We start from the raw sequence: 22,601 nt of genomic DNA on the forward strand, positions 1-22,601 counted from the left end.
CCAATGAAAAAACTAACCATATTAAGCGGTGCCGGAATCAGTGCCGAAAGCGGAATAAAAACCTTCAGAGACGGAGATGGTCTCTGGGAAAATCATAATGTAACGGATGTGGCAAGTCCGGAAGGATGGAGAAAAGACAGAGCGTTGGTTCTGGAATTTTACAACCAGAGAAGACGACAACTGCATGAAGTACAACCCAACGAAGCCCATCACTTATTGGCAGAACTGGAAAAACATTTCGATGTTCAAATTATTACCCAGAATATTGATGACCTTCACGAAAGAGCAGGATCTACCAATATCCTTCATATTCACGGTGAACTGTTCAAATCATGTTCATGTAATAATAAAAGCCTGATTTATGATCAGAAAGAGGACATCAATATCGGTGACAAAGCAGAAGATGGAGCGCAATTAAGACCTTTTATCGTTTGGTTTGGAGAAGACGTGCCTTTGTATCAGACGGCACAGGAAATTGTCAAAGAATCGGATATTCTACTGGTGATCGGAACTTCTTTGCAGGTATATCCGGCTGCTGGGCTGATTCATGATATCAAAGACGACTGTCTTTTGATTGTTATCAATCCTAATGAAACAGGATTTGGATATGGCCAGAGAGCCGTTGTCATGAAAGAGACCGCAACTCAGGGAATGAAACTGTTGTTTGATAAACTGGTAAATCTTGCCTGATGGAAAATAAAGTAAAAGCCGGAATAATGGGCGTTTGCATAGGTGATGCTCTTGGTGTTCCGGTGGAATTAAAAAAAAGAGAAGACCTTAAAAAAAATCCAGTAACAAAAATGCTGGAATACATGTCATGGAATCAACCCAAAGGAACCTGGAGTGATGACAGTTCTCTAACCCTTTGTCTTGCCGAAGAACTTGCAAAAGGTTACGATCTTGAAAAGATTGGACAAAGCTTTGTAAAATGGAATAAATATGGACACTGGACTGCCCACGGAAGACTTTTCGATATAGGAGGTACGACAAGACATGCCTTGGCGAGATTAATTAAAGGTGAAAGTGCGAAGTTTTCAGGAAATATTTTTGAAGAAGATAACGGAAATGGTTCTCTGATGAGGATTCTTCCTCTTGCTTTTTATCTTGAAAATGAAAATGATATTCAAAAGCTTTATCTTACGGTAAAAGAAGTCTCAACAATCACACATGGTCATTTCCGTTCTGTTTTTGCATGTTTCATCTATGTACTTTTTGCGATCGAATTATTAAAAGGTAAGGACAAAACAGAAGCATATACCTATACACAAATTTTGGCGTTGAAATATGCTGATGAACAAGGTTTTAACCCAAAAGAAATTGAACTTTTTCATAGAATTTTAAAAAATGATATTTCCGGATATCCTGAAGATGAAATCAAAAGCGGAGGCTATGTCCTTCACAGTCTGGAAGCTTCTCTATGGTGTTTTCTCAACTCAGAAAGCTATTCTGAAGCCGTTTTAAAAGCGGTTAACCTCGGAGAAGATACAGATACAACAGGAGCCATTACCGGAGGAATTGCCGGAATTTATTATGGATATGAAAATATTCCTGAAGAATGGATTTCTGAGCTGGTGAGAAAGGATGATATTGAAGCATTGTGTGAGAAATTACACCAAAAATTAATGAATTAAAACGCAAACCATGAACGAAATAGAAAAGAAGAAAATAAGTAAATTTTTAAGCCTGATTTTACGACATCAGCCAGAAAGCATCGGACTTTCGCTGGATGAAAACGGATGGGCAGATATAGAAGAGCTGAGAGGAAAATCAGCCAAAAAGAGAATATATTTTACTCCCGAAGAATTGGATGAGGTAGTAGAAACCAATAATAAAAAACGTTTTGCCTTTAACGAAGATAAAACCATGATCAGGGCAAGCCAGGGACATTCTATTGATATCGATCTGGCTTTGGAAACAAAGCAGCCACCTGAATTTCTTTATCACGGTACAGCAGAAGCTAATATTTCTTCAATTTTAGAAAAAGGAATAGAAAAAAGAACCCGCCAGCATGTGCACTTAAGCGCTGATAAAGAGACTGCTACAAAGGTCGGGATGAGACACGGTAAGCCTGTGATTCTTACCATCAGAACCGGAACAATGCATCAGGATGGACTCTCTTTCTATCAGTCTGCAAATGGAGTATGGCTGACAGATTTTGTAGATGCAAAATACATTTCTAAGTAAAATGAAAAGAACATTAGTAATAGGAGACATTCATGGAGGATTTAAAGCTTTGCAGCAAGTTCTTGAACGAGCTGAAGTCACGCAAAATGATCAGCTGATTTTCCTCGGGGATTATGTAGACGGCTGGAGCGAATCTTCCAAAATCATTAAGTTTTTAATGGAAATTTCTGAACGCCAGGAATGTATTTTCATCAAAGGAAATCATGATGCATGGTGTGAAGATTGGCTGGCATTCGGGCAAAATCCTGATGTATGGCTTTTCAATGGCGGAAAAAGTACTGTAGAAAGTTATGCAGACTATCTCCCGGAAGACCTTGATATTCATCTGGAATTCTTTCAAAGGATGAAAAATTATCACATTGATGATCAGAACCGCCTGTTTATTCATGCGGGCTATGCTTCCATGCACGGTCCGGAAAGAGAAGTCTATTCCAGCAATTACCGTTGGGACAGAACCCTTTGGGAAACCGCTGTAGCAATGGATAAAAAGCTGGAAAAGAATTCAGCGTTGTATCCCAAAAGACTGCTTTTATATAAAGAAATATTTATCGGGCATACTCCCACACTTGATATTGGAATTACTACGCCGGCCAACAAAGCTAATATCTGGAATATGGATACCGGAGCTGCCTATACCGGATCTTTGTCCATCATGGATATTGATTCCAAAGAATTCTGGCAAAGCGACCCGCTTCCATCTTTATACCCAAATGAAAAAGGAAGAAACTGATGAAGTATATTCAAATAAATTTTGGATCAGTAAATAAACCTCACAGATGTTCAAAACCTGTGAGGTTTCTATTTTAAAATAATTTCGCCATTTCCTTTATGCTCCCTTTCATAAAAGATGATTAATTTTAAAGTCTGAAAATATGACTTCCATGAAACTGAAATATCTTTTATTCACCCTGAGTTCTACCTTATTTTTTGCTCAAAAATCGTTTCAGACCCCTTTTGAAAAAGGAAATGGTAACCAAACCGTTACCTATGATGAAATGAACAGCTATTATCAGGATCTGGCTAAAAATTTCAATACGATTCAATACCTTAAAAAAGGAGAAGATGACAACGGAAAACCTATTTATGTCGTCGTTTATAACCCTTTTCCTGAAAAAGACCTTGAAATAGTAAGAAAAGATAAAGCCATTCTCTTCGTCAACAATGGCATTCACCCGGGAGAACCGGACGGAATAGACGCAACCATGATGCTGATGAGAGATCTTGCCACCAAAAAGATTAAAACTCCACAGAATTTTATCATTGCTGCTATTTCCGCATATAATGTGAGTGGAATGCTAAATAGAGGTTCTTACTCCAGAGCCAATCAAAACGGACCTGAACAATATGGTTTCAGAGGAAATGCTAGGAATTACGATCTGAACAGAGACTTTATTAAGGCAGATTCCAAAAATGCCAGAAGTTTCCAGGAGATCTACCAATGGTTAAAGCCGGACGTTTTCATTGATAATCATGTCAGTAACGGTGCTGATTATCAATATACATTCACCTATATTTCTACCTTTAAAGAACGCCTTGGAAATACTTTGGGAACCTATTTCTATAATGAGTATCAGGCTAAAAATCTTGAGGATATGAAGAAGTTGGGTTATGAAAGTACGCCTTACGTAAACATCCACGGAGATGTTCCCGAAGTAGGTTTTGCTTCATTTGAAGACTCTCCAAGATATTCCACAGGATATACTTCCCTTTTCAATTCTTTAGGAACCGTTCCAGAAACCCATATGCTGAAGCCTTATGACAAAAGAGTAGATGCTACTTACAAATATATGCTGGTCAATCTGCAGAATTTAGACAAAGATTATCGTACTATAAAACAGCTTCGCATTGAAAACTTAAAACAATATCAGGCAGGAAAACAATACGGTATTCGTTGGAAAATAGACTCCACCAAGTTCTCCACAATGGATTTTAAAGGTTATGAGGGAAAATATAAACCCAGTGAAGTATCTGGAAAACCAAGATTGTATTATGACAGAAACAAACCTTTCACAAAAAATATAAAACTCTTTACTACAGCAGTACCCACAGGATATATTACTATTCCTGAATATTATGTAATTCCCCAGTCTCAATACCGCGTGATTGAAGAATTCAAAAGGAATAATATCCAGATGAAACCCATTCAGAAAGACAGTACTTTTGCTGTTGAATCCTATAAAATTAAAGATTTTAAAACGGTTAAAAACCCTTATGAAGGTCATTATCTGCATTTTGAAACGACAGTTGATGCTTCAAAAAAGAATATAATGTTTTCAGCCGGAGACTATCTGGTTTCTACCCATCAGCCTGGTGTTAAATATATCATAGAAACTCTTGAACCTGAGGCGTTAGACTCTTTTTTTAACTGGAATTTCTTCGATGGAATTTTAGCCCAGAAAGAATACTATTCGGCCTATATTTTTGAAGATACGGCTGCTGAACTGCTGAAAAAAGATAAAAAACTGAAAGAAGACTTTGAAAAAGCGAAAGCATCCGATAAAAAACTGTCTGAAGACGGAGACGCACAATTGGATTGGGTGTACAAGCATTCCCCTTACTTTGAAGAAAAGACTTTCAGACAATATCCTGTTTATAGGGTGTTGTAGGGTATTTCATAAAAATTCAGATTATTTTTGTTTTTTTTTATAGTGATTTGTTAATCAATGTGTTTATTTTTTATTAAATTAGTATACAAAACAAACACTATGAAACAAATTTATCAATTCGTAACATTACTGTGCTTTGTACCAATAGGTCTGCTGGCACAATATTCTCAAAGCTTTGATTCGGCAACCATGCCTGCCGATTGGACGATCATTAATGGAGGAGATCCCGGAACCTGGGAAACCTGGGATTCCTATGATTCTTCATTCAATGCTCCTCATTCAGGAACTCATTTTCTGGGATTGGAATATGGCAGTACCGCCCATGATGATTATGTCATTAGTCCTGCAATAGTGGTGACTGCAGGGGTGTCAGATAAACTTACTTTCTGGGCAAGAAACAGAGGGGCCGGGCTTGCTGAAACGGTGGATATAAAAGTATCAACAACAACTCCCACTGTCGCAGGGCTTACGAATACGCTCGCTGCTGCGTTAAAACCTCCTACTTCATGGAATCAGTATACATATGATCTGACTCCTTATGTAGGTCAAACGATCTATATTGCCTTCTATTCCACTACAGAAGATATCTGGTTTATTGGGATAGATGATTTCCAGATTTCAGCAAACAGCTTATCGGTTTCTGATGCAAAAGCGGATAACAGCCGTGCATCCATCTATCCAAATCCGGTAAAAGATATCTTATACATCAAAAATAAAACGAAGATATCTGAAATCAATATCTATGATTTTAATGGAAAACTGGTGAAAAAAGAAATGATGAGTTCAGAAAATGGAACTGTAAATGTAAGTGAACTGTCAACAGGAAACTACATACTGAAGATCAAAGATAAAGAGACAGAAAAAGGCTACAAAATTATTAAGAAGTAGCATTTTTATTCTATTATAAAAAAAGACGTTTCATTTGAAACGTCTTTTTATTTTTTTGTAAACCTCTTTTTAAAGTGATTTCTGCTATTTTCCAACCCATGATTTGTCTCAAGCTCCTAAAGAAATAGAGAAACTTCCATTCAGGTATTTCATTGGTTAACTTTTTAACAAATCATAAAATAGTAAACTTTAAATAGAAATTATGACATAAATGAAAAAAGAATTTTGTAAAATTTATCTATAAAGTTTCCTTTAAAGCCTCAAAAAACAAGATTTTTTTGTTAATTATAGTTAATAATTTAAAAGAAATTACAATTAGTTTTTTAAGACTTGTAAAAAAGAAAATTATAACTATGTTTGTAGTGATATGAATTTAACTTTTAGGAATAAAAGACATCTTTATAAAAAGTGTAACAAAAAACTACAATGATTAACTAATTGAGCAAATAATAGGTATGAAAAAAAATATTTCCTTATTTCTGATGCTGTTCTTTACTGTGCTTACTTTTGCACAAAAGACTGTTTCAGGAAAGATTACTGATGATGACGGAGTAGCAATACCGAGTGCCAGTGTTACCGTGGAAGAACCTGGTAAAGATGCTATTTTAGCTTACGGAATTACCAATTCTAAAGGAGAATATAAAGTAACATTCACTTCCGCTGAATCCAATGTGGACCTTAAAGTGAAAGCATTCAATCAGAAGCCTCTCACCAAGCAGATCAGCAACAGTGACCAGAATTTGAATTTCAAAATGCAGTCTGAAGCTACAGAAATTAAAGAAGTTCAGCTGAAAACAAAAATGATTACCGCCAGAGGAGATACCATCTCTTACGATCTTAAAGCTTTCAATAACAAAAACGACAGAACCCTTGCTGATGTTATGAAAAAAATTCCCGGAATTGAAGTGAACAAGGACGGAACGATTCTATATCAGGGAAATGCTATTAATAAATTCTATGTCAACGGGAAAGATTTGATGGAAGGAGGTTATGGAACCATCAACAATTCCCTTCCGAAAGATGCCGTACAGAAAGTAGAAGTACTGGAAAACCACCAGCCGGTAAAAATCCTGCAGGATAAAGTCCCTTCAGATCAGGCCGCAATCAATATTAAGCTTAAAAACTCCGTAACCATGACAGGTAGAGGAGAAGTAGGAACAGGATTCGGAGATCCGTGGCTTTGGAATGTAAAACTGACGCCAATGTTCTTTGGACAGAAAAGCCAGTGGGTAGTCAATTATAAAACCAATAACATGGGCGAGCAGGTGGAAAATGAAGGAAATATTCTGGCATTTGGAAATAGATTTGAAGGAAAAAGAATCAACGCCTCTCAAAATGATTGGCTAAATGTAGAGAATGCAGATACCCCTAATCTTCCGGTGAAAAGATATCTGATGAATAATGTTCATTATTTATCTGCCAACTATCTTACCAACATTGATAAGAAAAAGGAATGGGAGCTTAAAGCGAATGCAAACTATACCAACAATGCTGTAGAAAGAGAGTCGTATAGCCAGACAGATTATTTTGGAGGAGCTTCTAATATTATAAAAACCCTGAATAATTTTTATACAGATAAAGCAAAAGGAGAATTAATATTTACAAAGAATGCCAAAAAAGGATTCTTTAAAAACACCACAAGCTTCTCTCAATATTGGAATGCAGACAGGGGAATTGTTGACAGAACAGATGCAAAAAACGGTATACAGAGAAACGCCAATGAAGGGGTTGAATCTCCTACAACATCATTCCAGAATTCATTGAGTACTATTATTCCTTGGAAGGAAAAAATGGTAAATCTTTTATCCTATGTAAGTTACCAAACAGATAGACAGACTTTGGAAGTTTCTCCATCATCTTATTTGGATATCCCTGGATTTAAGCCAGTGCCTAATACAGAATTTGCTACACAAAGTTTAAGACTTAAGACTTTTGAGGCTAATCATTCTGTTAATATTGGTTTTTCTACCAAAGGATGGACGTTTACTCCTGAAGTTGGATTTAATTTCAAAAGTACAGGGATGATGTCAGATTTGTCAAATGTAAAAGCAATTCCATCTACCGATCCTAATATTAAAGATCCCCAACCTTCGGCATATAGTAATGATTTAAATTACACCACAGCTACACCATACGGAAGCTTAGGGATAAATTATAAAAGTGAATCATGGATGATATATGCGAATCTTCCAGTGAATTCAAACAATATTAGAGCGGAAGATCCATTAAGACTCGTTTCAAAATCGGTAAACAGAGTAACTTTTGAACCAAATATTTTTGCTCAATATTCATTTGCATCATTCTGGAAAGCATCCGTAAATGCTAATATTAATAATAATTTTGGAGAAATAAATACAGCATATTCAGGGTTCTTAATGACTTCACCTGAAGGAATTAATGCAATGGATGTAAATAACCCAATTCCACAGAATAACAATAAATCTGCAGGAACAAGAATAGAATATAGAAATCCATTAAATAATTTATTCTTCAATGTTAATTACAGATATTCTGATGCAAAGAGAAACTTAATTTCAAATCCGGAGATCAATGGAGGTGGATATACCATAATGAAATATAAAGAGCAGGACAATCATGTATTAAATAATGGATATAGTGTAGAAGTTGGAAAATATTTTCCAAAGTTTAAAACGAACGCATCTCTTAGCTATAGTAATAATACGACAGAATCTGATGCCTTTTTGAATAATAAATCCTATACCAATAAAAACAATGGCCAGTCATTTGGAATTAAATTCAATAATACTTATTTCAGTTGGATGAGTGTTGATTATAATGCAAGTCTTACTAGAACAAAACAAACAAGTGTTGGAGAATTAAACTCTAATGCTTCAAGAACAGGATTTACTCATAATCTAGGAGTTTTCTTCTATCCTATGGAAAGTCACACTGTTGGATTCAATTGGGATCAGGTAAATACAAATGCAGCAGGTCAAAAATATCATAATGGATTCTATGACGTGTCATATCAGTTTACTTGGACCAAAAAGAAAATTGATTTTGAATTGAAATGGATGAATATCGCGAACAAAAAAGTTTTTGAAACCTATGATATTAATACTATAAATATTAAGTATACGAGATATCAGCTTCGTCCTAGTCAGGTAATGTTTACCGTAAAATTCAACTTTAAATAAAATAAAAACCAATCCATCCGGATTGGTTTTTTGTTGAGATATAATGATGTATTAAAAGCTTTGCTGGTCTGCTGAAGGCCCATAGCTTCCCGGCAAAGGAATATTGTTCAGTCTGTAATATACTCCCAATTGTGCTCTGTGATGAGTGATTTGATTTAAAGCATGTCGAATTGCTCCATATTTACTCCAGCTTGCCAACTCATGGCCGTCATTTTTAATAGTCCAGCTGGGATTTAGATCGTCTTCAGTACTGTTTTCCAATGCAATTTTTGCTGACTGATAATCATCCTCCAGTTTTTTCATAAGATCTTCTTTTGTTGAAAGAACCGTAGGTTTGTAGTCGCCTTTACCGAAATCCAGTTCAGAAGTTTTCAAAATAGTATTCGGCCATTCAAAAACTTCTACAAGATGGGTGGCAAGAGGCATCATTTTCATACTTTTTTCATGGGGAGCGAAGTCATTTTTTCCTTCGGGAAATAATTGAATAAACTTTTTTGTAGTTTGGAATTCACCCTCCAGTTCAGATTTTAATTGAGATAAAGTGTCCATAATATTTTGTTTTTTAGAAACTTAAAGGTAGGTGTTTTGAAAATGAAAATGTTTTAAGAGAATCATAATTTTTTTCTCCTCCTCCACAAACCGGACTCCACAGACATGTCTTTTTAAAAAAACTAAAAAAAACTGTAACAAAAGAAGACATGTGATTACTAATTATATAAAACTTGTTATAATGAAAAAGTTATTCTCCGTATTTCTTATTGCTCTTTTTGCATTTGCAGGAGCTCAAGAATCAAAAGAGACAGCTAACCGCTTCTTTTATGAACTGACTTTTAAACCGAAGAAAGATTCGGCAAGATTGGATAAAGTGATTACAATTTTGGATATTACGCCTAAAAAATCAATATATCAGGATTACACAATGCCCGCGCAGGACTCTATCATTAAAGTTCAGGTAGAAGAGATGGAGAAAACCAAGACCTTCAAGGACATGAGTAAGATGATAAGATGGCCTAAATTTTCCTATAAAATTATCAAAAACTATCCTGAAATGAAGATGCAGTATGTTGACAAGATCAGCAGAAACTTTTTCTCTTATGATGATGATATAAAATTACAGTGGAATATTTTACCTGAAAAACAAAAAATAGGAACTTATAATACCCAAAAAGCGACTACAGAGTTTGGAGGAAGAACATGGACTGCATGGTTTAGTTCTGACATTCCCTTTCAGGACGGACCATATAAATTCTATGGCCTGCCAGGTTTAATTGTAAAAGTAGAAGATGCTGATAAAAATTATTCTTGGCAGCTAAGCGGAAACAAAAAAATAGAGAACTATGATGAGGTTTCTTATGCAGATAAGATTAATGCCAAAATGGGAATGTCCAGTAATTCTATAACTCCGACAACTAAAGAAAAATTTCAAAAATCATATGATGCCTTTAAGGCAGATCCTTTTGCAGAATCACGCCCGTATATGACTGCTGAAACAATGAGTAAGCCAATGCCGGGTACAGATGGAACGATTGGAGATTTTATGAAGAGAATGGAAAAACAGGTGAAAGACTTCTTCGGATCCAATAATAATCCAATAGAGAAAGATCAAGCCTCTGACAAGAAGAAAAAATAAGCATTCATATCAACTAAATTATATTTTGAATCAACCCGGATACAGCAATGTGTTTGGGTTGATTTCTTTTATGTTAAACGTTATTTAGATTAAATTTAAATAGCGTATATTTGCAGGACTAAAAATTAGGCTTTGAAAGAGAAAGGATTACATAAATTAAGTGGATTCCCTAAAAACAAAATGGGGAAGATATTGGGGTATGATAATGACCATCTTAGAATGCCCAATAAAATCATTGAAATGGGGCTTCTTCCGGAAACCGCATTCAGGATTTTGTATCAGGCTCCGTTCAATGGGCCCATGTATGTAGAATTTGGAGCAGAAAAAAGCCGGATTGCTCTTCGTGAGGAAGAAGGAGATTACATCATTGTTGAAGAATTGAATTAATGCAGGAAAACAAGAAAAAACAGATACTTTTAGTCGGAAATCCTAATGTAGGAAAGTCAACGGTTTTCAATACGCTTTGCAACAAAAAGCAGAAGACCGGAAACTATGCCGGCGTTACCGTTGCAAGCCATTCCGGGAACTATACGTATAAAGACCAGGATGTTGAGGTGATTGACCTTCCAGGTTCTTACAGCGTATATCCGAGCTCAGAAGATGAAGCTATTTTTTCTAAATACCTTATCGATGAGCAGAAAAACTATGCAGGGGTTGTTTATATTCTTGAAGCATTAAGTTTAAAAAGAGGACTGCTTTTGTTTCAACAGATTCAGGACCTTGGGATTCCAATGATTTTGATTGTCAATCAGATTGATCAGGCAGAAAGAAGAGGGATCACCATCGATATTCAAAAATTTTCCGAAGCATTAGGGATTAAAATTATCCAGACCAATGCTAAGGAGCAAATCGGGATTGAAGAAGTAAGAGAAGCTGTTTACAACAATGAATTTGTAAAAACAGATCAGGTTTCTTTTGAAACCCCGAACGAACATAGAGATTTTATTCAGAAACTGGCAGCACACAAAGGTTTCGATAATGAATACAAAGCCTGGATGAGCCTTTCACTGGGAACAGACCTTGGCAGAATAAGTTCTGTAATGGAACAGTTGAATGAGGCTGATACAAAAAGTCTGGTTCCCAAAAGATTGCAGGTGCAGGAAACTGTAAGAAGGTATCAGAATGTAGACAGAATACTGGAAGATGTCATTTCTAAAAAAGCGCAATTCAAAGAATTATTAACCGAAAAACTGGATAAAGTTTTAGTACATAAATTCTGGGGTTATGTAGTCTTTTTAGCCATTCTGTTGGTTATTTTCCAAAGTGTTTTCTTCCTTGCAGAATATCCAATGAACTGGATTGAAAGTACTTTCTCATGGCTGGCAGCATTTACAGGTGAGCACCTTCCCGAAGGGCCTATTAATTCTCTTATTTCAAACGGAATTGTTCCGGGAATCGGAGGAATTGTGGTTTTTGCACCACAGATCGGAATCCTGTTGTATTTCCTTTATCTGCTGGAAGACTCAGGATATATGGCGAGAGTTGTATTTTTGATGGATAGATTGCTTCGTCCGTTCGGGCTAAATGGGAAAAGTATTGTTCCTCTTGTTTCAGGAACGGCCTGTGCTATTCCTGCGGTAATCTCCACCAGGAATATTGAAAATTTAAAAGAAAGATTGCTGACGATATTGGTAACACCATTTATGACTTGTTCTGCGAGACTTCCGGTATACAGTATTATTATCGGACTGATTATCTCAGAAGGAACATTTTTAGGAATAAAATATAAAGCACTGGTTCTGATGGGGATGTATCTTCTTGGCTTCCTGGTTGCTTTATTCTCAGCAGCGATCCTTAAAAGATTTATTAAAAGTAAAGGAAAAACATACCTGGTAATGGACCTTCCGGCCTATAAAAAACCACTTTTTGGTTATGACTTTAAAATGGTGTTAGGGAAAGTATGGGACTTCATTACAGGAGCTGGAAAAATCATTTTTATTGTAAGTGTTATTATCTGGTTTCTGAGCTATTTCGGACCAAGCCAGAAAACAAATGAATTGGTTGCTACAGACGTTCATCTTGACCATTCTTACCTTGCCAAAATGGGTAAAGGAATAGAACCTGTTATTGCCCCACTGGGCTACGACTGGAAAATGGGAGTTGGAATTCTTACAAGTTTTGTGGCAAGAGAAGTGTTCGTGGGAACAATGTCTACACTTTACAGTTTGGAGGATGATGCTCCGGAAGTAAAAGTAATTGATAAAATGAGAAGAGATGTAAAGCCAAACGGAGAAAAAGTCTTCAGTTTTGCAACCGGAATCTCGGTTCTTCTTTTCTATGCATTTGCAATGCAGTGTGTTTCTACACTTGCAGTAGTCTACAGAGAAACTAAAAGCTGGAAATGGACTGGCTTTCAGGTAGTCATGATGACAGGTTTGGCATATTTTGTGTCGATGATAGCATATCAGATTTTAAAGTAATGGACTTATCATTAATTTTTCAATACGTACTTATCCTATTAATTGTAGCATTCGCCTGTTACTCTTTATTTAAAGTACTTAAAAAGAACTTCGCACCCAAGAAATTCAGCTCCAAAAGAACAAACTGCGATAAAGATTGCGGGTGTTCTTAACATTACGTTCAATAGATAATTGAAAAAAATGTAGTAATTTCATTTTTCTAATGTAAATTATTAATTTGAATTTCTTAAAAACAGGATCACTCGTACTATTTTCGTTATTTACCGTTCACGGGAAAGCACAATCAGATACTACAAATACCAAGTCTTATGCAGACCAGGTAATGATTCGTGTGAATCTTGATACCAATATCGAGAACTATGTTTTTTCATCAGGAGAAGGTAAGAATGCCTTCAAGATGGACCTGTCAATCAACAATAAAACCAAAACATCATTTTCAGTCGATTATAGAATTATAAGCGCGACAGTATCATTTGCTCCCAGATTTTTAGATGGAAATAATGATGATGACATGAAGGGGGAAAGTTCATATACCGATTTTAGTTTCAGGTTATTTCCCGGAAGATTTATCCAGAATGTTTATTATAAAAATGTAAGTGGTTTTTATGTTGAAAATATGAAAGACCTATCCCCCGAATGGCAGGAAGGAAGAGATCCTTATATTCAGTTTCCTGATTTAAGGGTACAAACCTTTGGCGGATCTACCTCCTATATTCTCAATAAAAACTTTTCAGCAAGAAGTATCTACACGCAGGGAGAATGGCAGTATAAAAGCAGTGGAAGCTGGGTTCCTTTTGTGGATTATGATCTTACTATTTTCAGAAATAAAATTGATGGTATAAAAAGCAAGGAGACACAATATAATATTGGGGGGAATATCGGATATTTCTATAATTGGGTAATTGGTAAGAATGTCAATATCTCACCTTATCTGGCAGCCGGAATCGGAGGTAAATTCTCCAGCTACAGAGATTTTCAGAATGGAGGAGCCAAAGAAAATGCCCAGTATGCAACCATAAGAATGCAGGGTGGGCTTCATGTTGGATATAATACAGATCGGTTTTTATTTGGAGGCAAAATGAATTTTAATACGCATGCTTACGACCAGAAAAATAATCAGACAGTAGAAAATAATAACCTATATGGTTTGTTATACATAGGTTATCGTTTTGCGCCACCGAAGGTTGTAAAAAATACCTACGATAAAATCCAAAAAAAGATCCCCGTTCTATAAGTTGAAAGGTCTTTTAAGTATCTTTGCGTTGGAAAATTTAGAAAGAAAACAATAAAAGTAAAAACATCATGTCACTAATAAAATCTATTTCCGGAATTCGCGGAACCATTGGCGGTAAAGTAAATGATAACTTAACACCGTTGGATGTAGTAAAGTTCGCTTCCGCATTCGGGACCTGGCTTCAGAACAATAAAAATAAAAAAGACCTTACCCTTATTATCGGAAGAGATGCCAGAATTTCTGGTCAGATGGTTTCTTCTTTGGTAACTGCTACATTGCAGGGATTGGGAATTAATGTAGTAGACCTTGGCCTTTCTACAACACCTACAGTGGAAATAATGGTTCCGGAACTTAATGCAGACGGAGGAATCATCCTTACCGCTTCCCACAACCCAAAACAGTGGAATGCCCTTAAGTTATTGAACGAAAAAGGAGAATTCATTACTGGGGAAAATGGAGCTGAAGTACTGGCTTTGGCAGAAAGTGAAGACTTCAACTATGCAGAAGTGGATGATCTTGGAAAATATGAAACAAGAGATGACGCTTTTGATATCCATATTCAGCAGATCCTGGATTTGCCAATGGTAGATGTAGAAGCAATCAAAGCTAAAAACTTTAAAGTAGCCCTGGATGCGGTAAACTCTACAGGAGGTATTGCAATTCCTATGCTTTTGGATAAATTAGGCTGTGAAACCATCAAATTATACTGTGAACCTACAGGACACTTTCCACACAATCCTGAACCGTTGAAAGAACATTTGGGAGACATCTGCGAATTGATGAAAAAAGAAAAAGCAGACGTAGGAGTTGTGGTAGATCCGGATGTGGATAGATTAGCTTTGATTGATGAGAAAGGAGAAATGTTTGGTGAAGAGTACACGTTAGTTGCTGTTGCAGATTACCTGTTGAAACATAAAAAAGGAGCTGCAATTTCCAATCTTTCTTCCAGCCGAGCTTTGAGAGATGTGGCACGTTCGCATGACTCAGAATACTTTGCCAGTGCTGTAGGAGAAGTAAATGTTGTTACCTTGATGAAAGAGAAAAACGCTGTGATCGGAGGAGAAGGAAACGGAGGAATTATCTATCCTGATTTACATTACGGAAGAGACTCTTTAGTAGGAGTAGCCTTGTTTTTAACTCATTTGGCCAAAGAAAACAAAACTGTTTCTGAGCTGAGAGCAGGATATCCAAGTTATTTTATGGGTAAAAAGAAAATAGAACTGACTCCGGAGATTGATGTAGATGCTATCTTAAGCAAAATGGAACAGGAATATCAGAACGAAGACGTTTCTACAGTAGACGGTGTTAAAATAGACTTTGAAAACAACTGGGTTCACCTTAGAAAATCCAATACAGAGCCGATTATCAGAATTTATACAGAAGCTCATTCTCAGGAAGAAGCTGACCAGTTAGGAGATGATATCATTGCTAAAATTAAAAGTTTAATCTAAAATATATAAGAACGGACATTTGTTCCGTTCTTTTTTTATACCAGACATGTTTGAGCATATTAAAAACAGGTTTCCTTTTCCTAAAGAAAAATGGAGAAAATTTATTGGAAGCTTTGAACGTATGGAAGTTCCCGCCAAAACCTTACTTTTAAAAGAAGATGAGGTTTCCTGCAATGCTTATTACATTGAAAAAGGGATGGTAAGAGCCTGGTATAATAATGATGGAAAAGATGTCACTTTTCAGTTTTTTCTTGAAAATACAATGTTTTCTTCTCTTGAAAGCTTTAGAAAAGGCCTGCCAAGTATGGTGTCATTTGAAACCATAGAACCCTGCATCTTATACAAAATTAATAAACCGGATGTAGAGGCTTTCCTGGAAGAAGTCTATGAAAACCCTGAGCTTAGAAATCTATTTATGGATGCTCTTTTTGAAAGAGTATTCGATTATATGAAACATTTCTTTTCCTTTATTAAAGATACACCCCAACAACGGTATATCAATCTGGCCAAAACCAAACCGGAAATTATCAAAAGAGTTCCCCAGCATTATATTGCTTCCTATTTGGGCATTACAACGGTACATCTCAGCAGGATCAAAAGCAAGATATTGAAAGAGAAGTCAGAATAGGCTGGAAGATGGAAGTACGAAGCTGGAAGTTTACAGAAAAAGTATATAATTCTATCTTATTTTATTTCAATTAACATAATGCCTTTGCGACCAAATAAAAACACAAAATTATATCACCTGGCGTCCTCTGCGTTTTTAACTCTATTACCAGATTCCTTTTCCAAAACTCATAACAAATGTTATCGCCCCACAGTACTTATAACCGATAATTTTGTATAAAAATTAAAGAATGAAAGCAGCAGTAGTATTTGATAAAGGAGGCATTCCTCAATATGCAGATTTCCCAGAGCCGGAAACAATACAGGAAAATGAAGTTTTGGTGTCTGTAAAAGCAGCATCTATTAAAAATCTGGACAGAGCAAGAGCGGGAGGAAGTCATTATTCTACGGAAAATGAAACTCATCAGCCTAAAATTATCGGTTCAGACGGAGTTGGATACCTTGAAAATGGAAATAAGGTCTATTTTTTCAGCAAGAAAGGAACTGTAGCTGAAAAAGCTGTGGCTGATAAAAAAATGATTGTCCCGATTCCTGAAGAACTTAATTTTTCTATAGCAGCAGCATTACCCAACGCGGTTATGGGATCCGCAATGGCTTTAAAATTCAAAGCGGGATTACAGCCAGGAAATACAGTATTGATCAATGGAGCAACAGGAATTACAGGAAGAATAGCCGTTCAGATTGCTAAATTATATGGTGCCCGAAAGATTATTGTTACCGGAAGAAATGAAGAATCCTTACAATCTCTGCGTGAGCTGGGAGCTGATGAGGTGATCTCCCTTCAATCTACAGATCATGATTTTAAACAAAAAATAAAAGAAATTCATAATCAAATGCCTATAGACATTATTCTGGATTATATCTGGGGACGTTCTGTAGAAATGATATTGTCCGCTTTCAAAGGAGATGGAACTTTTTCCCACAAAACAAAACTGGTAACAGTAGGAGGAATGAGTGGAGATATCATTCAATTGTCTTCACAGATTCTAAGAGGAACTGATATTCAGATTTCCGGATCGGGATTGGGCAGCTGGACGAAAGACGAATCTGCGCTTCTGTTTTCAGAAATCATTCCGGAAATGTATCAGGCAGCCGTAGAAGGAAAAATTAAAATGGAAACAGAAGAGGTTGATATTAAAAATATCGAAGCAGTATGGAATGCCGAGATACAAAGCGGAAAACGCCTGGTCATAAGAATTTAACCCCAATTTCCATTTTTTTATCCACAATCCTTTTATCGGTTTTCTTTTTTTACTATTTTTATAATAGAAATTTATGAACTGGAAAATTCAAAAAAAAGTTGCAACTTTGCATAAATATTTGAATATCAGTTTCAGATGTATTATTAACTAAACGTTTGCCGAGGTTTGTAAGCAAATTCAGACATCAGGCCGACAAAGAGGACACTATTGGAAGAGTATTTTGGAAATGAACTTGTAAAAAAGTTCGAGGAAATGATGGAAAACAATGACGAATTCTACTTTGATACAGAAGAGTTAGAAGACATTATTGTTTATTATTTGGAGCTTGGTGATTTTAATTACGCCGATATGGCGGTTAATTATGGACTGAAGCTTCATCCCAATTCATTGGATATCAAGATCAAAAGACTTGAGATCCTTTTGGAGTGGGAAGAGTATAATATGGCGAAAGAACTTATCAACGAGCTGAAAGGTGCTTCTATGGAGAACACAGACTTTTTGGTTTGTTACGCTAAATATTATTCGAGCTTAGGAAATCCTAGAAGATCCATTGAAATCTGCAAAAAAGCTTTGACATTAGAGGAAGAAGAAAACTTTCTCCACAACTTTATTGCGGATGAATATGTAAATCTCGGAGATCCTTTTAACGCTCTTAAGCATTACAGAAAAGCACTGAAAGAAGATCCAACGGATGAATATTCGCTGGAGAATTGTATGGTGTGTTTCAGTGATCTGAATAAGAGTGAGGAGGCTATTGCCTTTCTTAATGAATATTTAGATGAATTCTCTTATTCTGAAACCGCCTGGTTTGAATACGGACAATTCTATTTCAACAGAAAAAATTATGATGAAGCCATAAGAGGCTACGATTATTTGTTGGCAATCAACTCTAGTTCTGTAGGGGTATATGCTAATAAATCAGCCTGTTATGAGGCTATGGGACAATACCAAAAAGCCATCGAGACTTATGAAGAAATGCTGGAGCTGGAATATACAAAAGCATTTACTTTTTATAAGATCGGATTGTGCAATAAGGCATTAAAACAGCCTATTTTAGCTTTAAATGCATTCCAGAAATCATTGAGAGAAGACCCTCAGTTTTATCTTGCAATGATGGAGCAGTCTTATCTTTACGAAGAAATGGGCGGGATGTCTGAAGCATTGCATTATGCCAAAGAAGCAACCCAGCTGAATGAAAATAATCTTGACTACCAAAAAAGATTAGCATTTCTATTCATTGATTCTGGGAAGTTTGAAGAAAGTCTTGCCTGTCTTAAAAAGCTGGTGGATGCAGAACCTACAAGATTCTACAACTGGTATGCCTATTCAGAAGTTTTGATGTTGGTAGGAGAGTACGAAGATGCGGTTACCGTTTTGAATAGTGCCATAAAAAAGCATCACAGAGCTGAGCTGTTTTATCAGTTGAGTAACTGTTTTTTCAATCTGAAAGACCAGGATAAAGGAGCAGAATCACTTCAGAAAGCATTAGACCTTGATCCGTCTTTAGCTAAGGATATGCAGAAAAAATATCCTTTCATTAAAGACGAGGTGAAAAAGGTGAAGGCTACTAAAGTGAAGAAAAAGAACTAGATTAATCTAAAAATAATAGAAAAACCTGCAGAAATGCAGGTTTTTTTTATTGATAGTTGTACTCGTAGATGAATTTATCAGGCGAACTTGTATTGGGGTTCCCATTGATATCAAGAGATTGTCTGTCTTCTACAGACGGATAACCTGCAGTATTAAAAGTAGTGGTATATTTATGAGAAGTTGTTCCGGTACCGGTTCCTCCGCCCACTGTAGTATTGGTAAACTGTCCTTTATAAGTGCTTAAGCTGTTCTTTATATTCGAAAATAACATGCTTACGCCATCGGTGCTCTCATTTCCGTTGAAGATAATTTTATCAAAGCCCTTTACATTTTTAAAAGGATAGTTTTTATCTGTGTAAGTATAAGTCTCTGTTTCTGTGTAATTAACAGTGTTTCCATTTACTGTACCCGTTCCTGAGCCTACATTGCTTACCATATTTCCATTGTTGTATGTAAAAACACTGTTGATGGTAGAAGATCCTGCAGAACCGGAATTCGTTTGTCTTTTTACGTTAATTTCTGTGGTACTTGTGTAGATATAGGTAAATGTTACTGTGTTTTGAACCGTACCGGTAAGAGAATATTCTTTTGCAATTGCAGATGCCATACGGCCGTTGGAATATCCATATTCAACCGTACTTTCAAGAATGTTGTTTTCGTAATGTTTAATCCCGGTAACATATTCGTCTGTGTAAGTGAATTCAATTCTTTGCCCATGATTAATGTTGTTAATCATGCTGATGATTTTGGTTCCGTTGTAATTGATTTTCATTACAATACCATCCATAACCATTTTTGTAGGGAGAATTACATTTTGACTGGAAGGATCACTGTTGTCAAAAGGAGCATCATCATCACGCGTAGAAGAACACGAAAGTGTTAATAAGGCTATTGAGCCACAAAGTAGAATTTTTTTCATAGTTATAAGTTAAATCAGCCAAATATAATTTAATTTATAATATGATTTTATTTTTTTGGATTTGTTCTTAAAAATAGCAGTCCGGCAATAATAATTCCTGCTCCTATAAATTGTAAATAAGTCAGTTTTTCCCCATCTAAAATTCCCCAGATAATAGCAACAATAGGCATTACTAAAGTAACCGTTGATGCAAAAAGAGGCGTGGAAACCTTCAGTAAACGATAATTCATCATCATCGCAAGCCCGGTTCCGAAAACGGATAAAAGACACACAAACATAAGACCCAGCAGATTGTCTTTTGAAAAGCTGAATTCCGAAAAGAATCCTGTGCTGGTCAATGCAATAATGGACGGAAATAATAAGACAAATGAGAAAACAAAAGCAGATAAAACAGTGGAAGATACCTCCATAAGCTTTGATTTGACAGTCGTTGTACTCAGTGCGTAGCATAAAGTAGCGAATAATAACAACAGAATCGGAATCATTTTCAATTCTCCGCCGTCTCCCCCGCCAAACGCAAGAATACAAACTCCGGTGAAGCTTATTAATGTTCCTATAATCTGTTTTTTGGTTGTTTCAAACTTCCAAACCAATGCTCCCACAATAATCACAAAAATAGGCATCATAGAGTTGATGATTCCTGCAATGCTGCTGCTGACTTCAGTTTCCGCGATCGGAAAAAGGAACATCGGAATAAAGTTCCCTGTAAAAGCCGCCAAAATCAACCATTTCAGATTTTTTTTGGGGAAAAGTTTATAGTTGGAAATGGCAATTGGAAGTAAAATAATCCCGGCAATAAGAACCCTTAAAGATCCTACCTGAAAAGGATTAAAATGCTCCAATGATTTTTTGATCAAAATAAAGGATGATCCCCAGATCAAACTCAGGATAATCAGAAGAACCCATTTTTCTTTATCCGCGTTCATTATTTTCGTGTAAGATTTTTAGAAATTCTTTTTTAGGAATCATTTTAGCACCCAGACTTTCAAGATGCTCTGTATGGGATTGACAGTCAATAAGTTCAATTTTGTTTTTATTACTCTCTGCAAAGTGGATAAATCCTGCTTTGGAAGCATTGCTTACTTTTGCAAACATACTTTCTCCACAAAAAACGTTTCCAATCTGCAGTCCGTAAAAACCACCTACAAGCTCTTCATCCTGCCATACTTCAATACTTTTGGCCAGACCATATTCATGAAGCTGAATAAAAGAGTTCATCAGTTCATCAGAAAGCCACGTCCCGGACTGGCCTTTTCGGTTCGCCTTTTGACAGTTCCTGATCACTTCTCTGAAATTCTTATTCTCTGAAAAAGTAAAAACATTTTTGTTTAATATCTTTCTCATAGATTTTGAAACCTTTATTTCTTCAGGAAGCAGTACAAATCTGGGATCCGGACACCACCACAGAATTTCTTCTCCGGGATTGTACCAGGGAAAGATACCAAGTTGATAGGCAAACCAGATACGCTCTACAGACAGGTCACCTCCAAAAGCAACCACTCCTTCATGCCCTTCATACAGCTCAGGGTCAGGAAATGAAATCTCATTTTCGTCTAATCGAACCATGTTTAGAAAAAAAATCCCACTTCAAAAAGCAGGATTTATATTTGATCTTTTATTCTTTAATTAAAAAGGTAAATCATCATCATCGTCTCCGGCAAACGGATTTTCGTTTGAAACTGGAGAAGCAGATTGTTGAGACATTGCCTGAGTAGGTTCTGAAGCATTTTCAGAAACTTTCTCTACTCTCCACCCTGTAATAGAGTTGAAGTATTTAGTTTCACCTTGAGGAGAAACCCATTCTCTACCTCTGATGTTGATTCCTACTTTTACGTTTTCTCCTTCTTTAAGGTTATCTAATAAACTGATTTTATCAGATAAAAATTCTATGTTTATCGGCTGTGGATACTGTTCTTGAGTTAAAATAACCATTTCTCTTTTTTGAAACCCGCTCGCAAATGTTTGAGCATCAAAAAGTTTCTTTACCGTTCCTTGTAATTCCATATCGTAAATATTAACGATGTAAAAGTAAGAAAATGAAATGTAATAAAAGGTGCCGTGAAAAAAAAATGTAGAAATTTTAATTTTTTTTCTTGAAAAGTTTGGTAGTAAAGGAAATTGCCCTATATTTGCACTCACAAAAACGAAGCAAGCTCTTTAAAACTTACAATATAAAAAAACCAGCGGATGTGGTGTAATTGGTAGCCATGCCAGACTTAGGATCTGGTGCCGTGAGGCGTGGGGGTTCGAGTCCCTTCATCCGCACTATGCGAAAATAGCTCAGCTGGTAGAGCACAACCTTGCCAAGGTTGGGGTCGCGGGTTCGAATCCCGTTTTTCGCTCCACACCATGCCCTGGTGGTGGAACTGGTAGACACGCAGGACTTAAAATCCTGTATCTTCGGATGTACGGGTTCAAGTCCCGTCTGGGGTACAAGACCCTCTGTAAAATCTTACGGAGGGTTTTTTGTTTTAATAGAGAGTGTTCTTTAAATAAAAAGTCTTATATTTGTAAGAAATAAAGCCTGAATCTGTAAATTCAGATCAGAAAATCAGCGGATGTGGTGTAATTGGTAGCCATGCCAGACTTAGGATCTGGTGCCGTGAGGCGTGGGGGTTCGAGTCCCTTCATCCGCACAATGCGAAAAAACTCTTTACAGAGTTACTGAAAAGGTTGGAACCCTTGGTTCGAA

The 22,601-nt window shown here is 36.3% G+C and carries 20 protein-coding genes and 4 tRNA genes; 19 read left to right on the top strand and 5 right to left on the bottom strand.

Going from position 1 to position 22,601, the window contains the following annotated elements; all coding sequences use genetic code 11:
* The first annotated feature begins 3 nt into the window (after positions 1–3).
* From GFU89_RS13890 to GFU89_RS13920, 7 genes are all read left to right on the top strand, one after another.
* Complete coding sequence (locus tag GFU89_RS13890; RefSeq protein WP_318847694.1) at positions 4–690, top strand: NAD-dependent deacylase; 687 nt, start codon at positions 4–6, stop codon at positions 688–690.
* Complete coding sequence (locus GFU89_RS13895; RefSeq protein WP_318847695.1) at positions 690–1,631, top strand: ADP-ribosylglycohydrolase family protein; 942 nt, start codon at positions 690–692, stop codon at positions 1,629–1,631. Before GFU89_RS13890 ends, GFU89_RS13895 begins: the two co-directional genes overlap by 1 nt.
* A gap of 10 nt (positions 1,632–1,641) precedes the next feature.
* Positions 1,642–2,184 (top strand): RNA 2'-phosphotransferase, encoded by a 543-nt coding sequence (locus GFU89_RS13900; protein WP_318847696.1) that lies wholly within the window; start codon positions 1,642–1,644, stop codon positions 2,182–2,184.
* Between the two features lies 1 nt (position 2,185).
* Complete coding sequence (locus GFU89_RS13905; RefSeq protein WP_318847697.1) at positions 2,186–2,914, top strand: metallophosphoesterase family protein; 729 nt, start codon at positions 2,186–2,188, stop codon at positions 2,912–2,914.
* 151 nt (positions 2,915–3,065) lie between these two features.
* Positions 3,066–4,790, top strand: coding sequence for a hypothetical protein (locus tag GFU89_RS13910; protein ID WP_318847698.1), 1,725 nt, complete (start codon positions 3,066–3,068; stop codon positions 4,788–4,790).
* Positions 4,791–4,889: 99 nt separating this feature from the next.
* The gene (locus GFU89_RS13915) at positions 4,890–5,678 is read left to right on the top strand and encodes a T9SS-dependent choice-of-anchor J family protein (protein ID WP_318847699.1); all 789 of its coding nucleotides are present in this window, start codon (positions 4,890–4,892) and stop codon (positions 5,676–5,678) included.
* Between the two features lie 455 nt (positions 5,679–6,133).
* Complete coding sequence (locus tag GFU89_RS13920) at positions 6,134–8,836, top strand: carboxypeptidase-like regulatory domain-containing protein (RefSeq protein ID WP_318847700.1); 2,703 nt, start codon at positions 6,134–6,136, stop codon at positions 8,834–8,836.
* A gap of 51 nt (positions 8,837–8,887) precedes the next feature.
* Here the strand turns inward: GFU89_RS13920 and GFU89_RS13925 are convergent, their stop codons facing one another.
* Positions 8,888–9,385: a DinB family protein gene (locus GFU89_RS13925; protein WP_318847701.1), complete on the bottom strand. Its 498-nt coding sequence runs from the start codon at positions 9,383–9,385 to the stop codon at positions 8,888–8,890.
* Between the two features lie 181 nt (positions 9,386–9,566).
* Here GFU89_RS13925 and GFU89_RS13930 point away from each other — a divergent pair, with 181 nt between their 5' ends.
* From GFU89_RS13930 to GFU89_RS13965, 8 genes are all read left to right on the top strand, one after another.
* A complete protein-coding gene (locus GFU89_RS13930) occupies positions 9,567–10,466 on the top strand; it encodes a GLPGLI family protein (RefSeq protein ID WP_318847702.1) in 900 nt (299 codons plus the stop codon).
* Positions 10,467–10,598: 132 nt separating this feature from the next.
* Positions 10,599–10,853, top strand: a complete 255-nt coding sequence (locus GFU89_RS13935; protein ID WP_318847703.1) for a FeoA family protein — start codon at positions 10,599–10,601, stop codon at positions 10,851–10,853.
* On the top strand, positions 10,853–12,886 hold the full coding sequence (gene feoB / locus GFU89_RS13940) for a ferrous iron transport protein B (protein WP_318847704.1): 2,034 nt from the start codon (positions 10,853–10,855) through the stop codon (positions 12,884–12,886). The genes GFU89_RS13935 and feoB overlap by 1 nt, the downstream gene beginning before the upstream one ends.
* Positions 12,887–13,103: 217 nt before the next feature.
* Positions 13,104–14,120, top strand: a complete 1,017-nt coding sequence (locus tag GFU89_RS13945; protein WP_318847705.1) for a DUF4421 family protein — start codon at positions 13,104–13,106, stop codon at positions 14,118–14,120.
* A 68-nt stretch (positions 14,121–14,188) separates the two neighbouring features.
* Positions 14,189–15,571, top strand: coding sequence for a phosphoglucosamine mutase (gene glmM / locus GFU89_RS13950; protein ID WP_318847706.1), 1,383 nt, complete (start codon positions 14,189–14,191; stop codon positions 15,569–15,571).
* 46 nt (positions 15,572–15,617) lie between these two features.
* Positions 15,618–16,199, top strand: coding sequence for a Crp/Fnr family transcriptional regulator (locus GFU89_RS13955; protein ID WP_318847707.1), 582 nt, complete (start codon positions 15,618–15,620; stop codon positions 16,197–16,199).
* A gap of 229 nt (positions 16,200–16,428) precedes the next feature.
* Positions 16,429–17,400, top strand: coding sequence for a zinc-binding alcohol dehydrogenase family protein (locus GFU89_RS13960; protein WP_318847708.1), 972 nt, complete (start codon positions 16,429–16,431; stop codon positions 17,398–17,400).
* Positions 17,401–17,607: 207 nt separating this feature from the next.
* On the top strand, positions 17,608–18,990 hold the full coding sequence (locus GFU89_RS13965) for a tetratricopeptide repeat protein (RefSeq protein ID WP_318847709.1): 1,383 nt from the start codon (positions 17,608–17,610) through the stop codon (positions 18,988–18,990).
* Between the two features lie 46 nt (positions 18,991–19,036).
* Here the strand turns inward: GFU89_RS13965 and GFU89_RS13970 are convergent, their stop codons facing one another.
* The 4 genes from GFU89_RS13970 to GFU89_RS13985 are packed head-to-tail and all read right to left on the bottom strand — an operon-like array spanning position 19,037 to position 21,913.
* The gene (locus tag GFU89_RS13970; protein WP_318847710.1) at positions 19,037–19,909 is read right to left on the bottom strand and encodes a hypothetical protein; all 873 of its coding nucleotides are present in this window, start codon (positions 19,907–19,909) and stop codon (positions 19,037–19,039) included.
* A 47-nt stretch (positions 19,910–19,956) separates the two neighbouring features.
* Complete coding sequence (locus GFU89_RS13975; RefSeq protein WP_318847711.1) at positions 19,957–20,835, bottom strand: DMT family transporter; 879 nt, start codon at positions 20,833–20,835, stop codon at positions 19,957–19,959.
* Complete coding sequence (gene aat, locus GFU89_RS13980) at positions 20,822–21,475, bottom strand: leucyl/phenylalanyl-tRNA--protein transferase (RefSeq protein ID WP_318847712.1); 654 nt, start codon at positions 21,473–21,475, stop codon at positions 20,822–20,824. The genes GFU89_RS13975 and aat overlap by 14 nt, the downstream gene beginning before the upstream one ends.
* A gap of 60 nt (positions 21,476–21,535) precedes the next feature.
* Entirely contained in the window at positions 21,536–21,913 is a 378-nt protein-coding gene (locus tag GFU89_RS13985; protein ID WP_318847713.1) for a DUF3127 domain-containing protein, read from the bottom strand.
* Between the two features lie 179 nt (positions 21,914–22,092).
* On the opposite strand from GFU89_RS13985, the gene GFU89_RS13990 reads away from it, so the two are divergent.
* The 4 genes from GFU89_RS13990 to GFU89_RS14005 all read left to right on the top strand — a co-directional run bounded on the left by GFU89_RS13990 (position 22,093) and on the right by GFU89_RS14005 (position 22,545).
* Positions 22,093–22,174 (top strand) — tRNA-Leu (locus tag GFU89_RS13990).
* 4 nt (positions 22,175–22,178) lie between these two features.
* Positions 22,179–22,254: transfer RNA gene (locus tag GFU89_RS13995), tRNA-Gly, on the top strand.
* Positions 22,255–22,260: 6 nt separating this feature from the next.
* Positions 22,261–22,342 (top strand) — tRNA-Leu (locus GFU89_RS14000).
* A 121-nt stretch (positions 22,343–22,463) separates the two neighbouring features.
* A tRNA-Leu gene (locus tag GFU89_RS14005) sits at positions 22,464–22,545 on the top strand.
* The last annotated feature ends 56 nt before the right edge of the window (positions 22,546–22,601 follow it).

The sequence above is a fragment of the Chryseobacterium sp. JV558 genome (assembly GCF_033712365.1).
Taxonomy (GTDB): domain Bacteria; phylum Bacteroidota; class Bacteroidia; order Flavobacteriales; family Weeksellaceae; genus Chryseobacterium.

What these genes read in the sequence shown, in the direction of transcription:
- GFU89_RS13890 (WP_318847694.1), top strand. Translation starts at nt 4, where the DNA reads ATGAAAAAACTAACCATATTAAGCGGTGCCGGAATCAGTGCCGAAAGC.
- GFU89_RS13895 (WP_318847695.1), top strand. Translation starts at nt 690, where the DNA reads ATGGAAAATAAAGTAAAAGCCGGAATAATGGGCGTTTGCATAGGTGAT.
- GFU89_RS13900 (WP_318847696.1), top strand. Translation starts at nt 1,642, where the DNA reads ATGAACGAAATAGAAAAGAAGAAAATAAGTAAATTTTTAAGCCTGATT.
- GFU89_RS13905 (WP_318847697.1), top strand. Translation starts at nt 2,186, where the DNA reads ATGAAAAGAACATTAGTAATAGGAGACATTCATGGAGGATTTAAAGCT.
- GFU89_RS13910 (WP_318847698.1), top strand. Translation starts at nt 3,066, where the DNA reads ATGAAACTGAAATATCTTTTATTCACCCTGAGTTCTACCTTATTTTTT.
- GFU89_RS13915 (WP_318847699.1), top strand. Translation starts at nt 4,890, where the DNA reads ATGAAACAAATTTATCAATTCGTAACATTACTGTGCTTTGTACCAATA.
- GFU89_RS13920 (WP_318847700.1), top strand. Translation starts at nt 6,134, where the DNA reads ATGAAAAAAAATATTTCCTTATTTCTGATGCTGTTCTTTACTGTGCTT.
- GFU89_RS13925 (WP_318847701.1), bottom strand. Translation starts at nt 9,385, where the DNA reads ATGGACACTTTATCTCAATTAAAATCTGAACTGGAGGGTGAATTCCAA.
- GFU89_RS13930 (WP_318847702.1), top strand. Translation starts at nt 9,567, where the DNA reads ATGAAAAAGTTATTCTCCGTATTTCTTATTGCTCTTTTTGCATTTGCA.
- feoB (WP_318847704.1), top strand. Translation starts at nt 10,853, where the DNA reads ATGCAGGAAAACAAGAAAAAACAGATACTTTTAGTCGGAAATCCTAAT.
- glmM (WP_318847706.1), top strand. Translation starts at nt 14,189, where the DNA reads ATGTCACTAATAAAATCTATTTCCGGAATTCGCGGAACCATTGGCGGT.
- GFU89_RS13955 (WP_318847707.1), top strand. Translation starts at nt 15,618, where the DNA reads ATGTTTGAGCATATTAAAAACAGGTTTCCTTTTCCTAAAGAAAAATGG.
- GFU89_RS13960 (WP_318847708.1), top strand. Translation starts at nt 16,429, where the DNA reads ATGAAAGCAGCAGTAGTATTTGATAAAGGAGGCATTCCTCAATATGCA.
- GFU89_RS13970 (WP_318847710.1), bottom strand. Translation starts at nt 19,909, where the DNA reads ATGAAAAAAATTCTACTTTGTGGCTCAATAGCCTTATTAACACTTTCG.
- GFU89_RS13975 (WP_318847711.1), bottom strand. Translation starts at nt 20,835, where the DNA reads ATGAACGCGGATAAAGAAAAATGGGTTCTTCTGATTATCCTGAGTTTG.
- aat (WP_318847712.1), bottom strand. Translation starts at nt 21,475, where the DNA reads ATGGTTCGATTAGACGAAAATGAGATTTCATTTCCTGACCCTGAGCTG.
- GFU89_RS13985 (WP_318847713.1), bottom strand. Translation starts at nt 21,913, where the DNA reads ATGGAATTACAAGGAACGGTAAAGAAACTTTTTGATGCTCAAACATTT.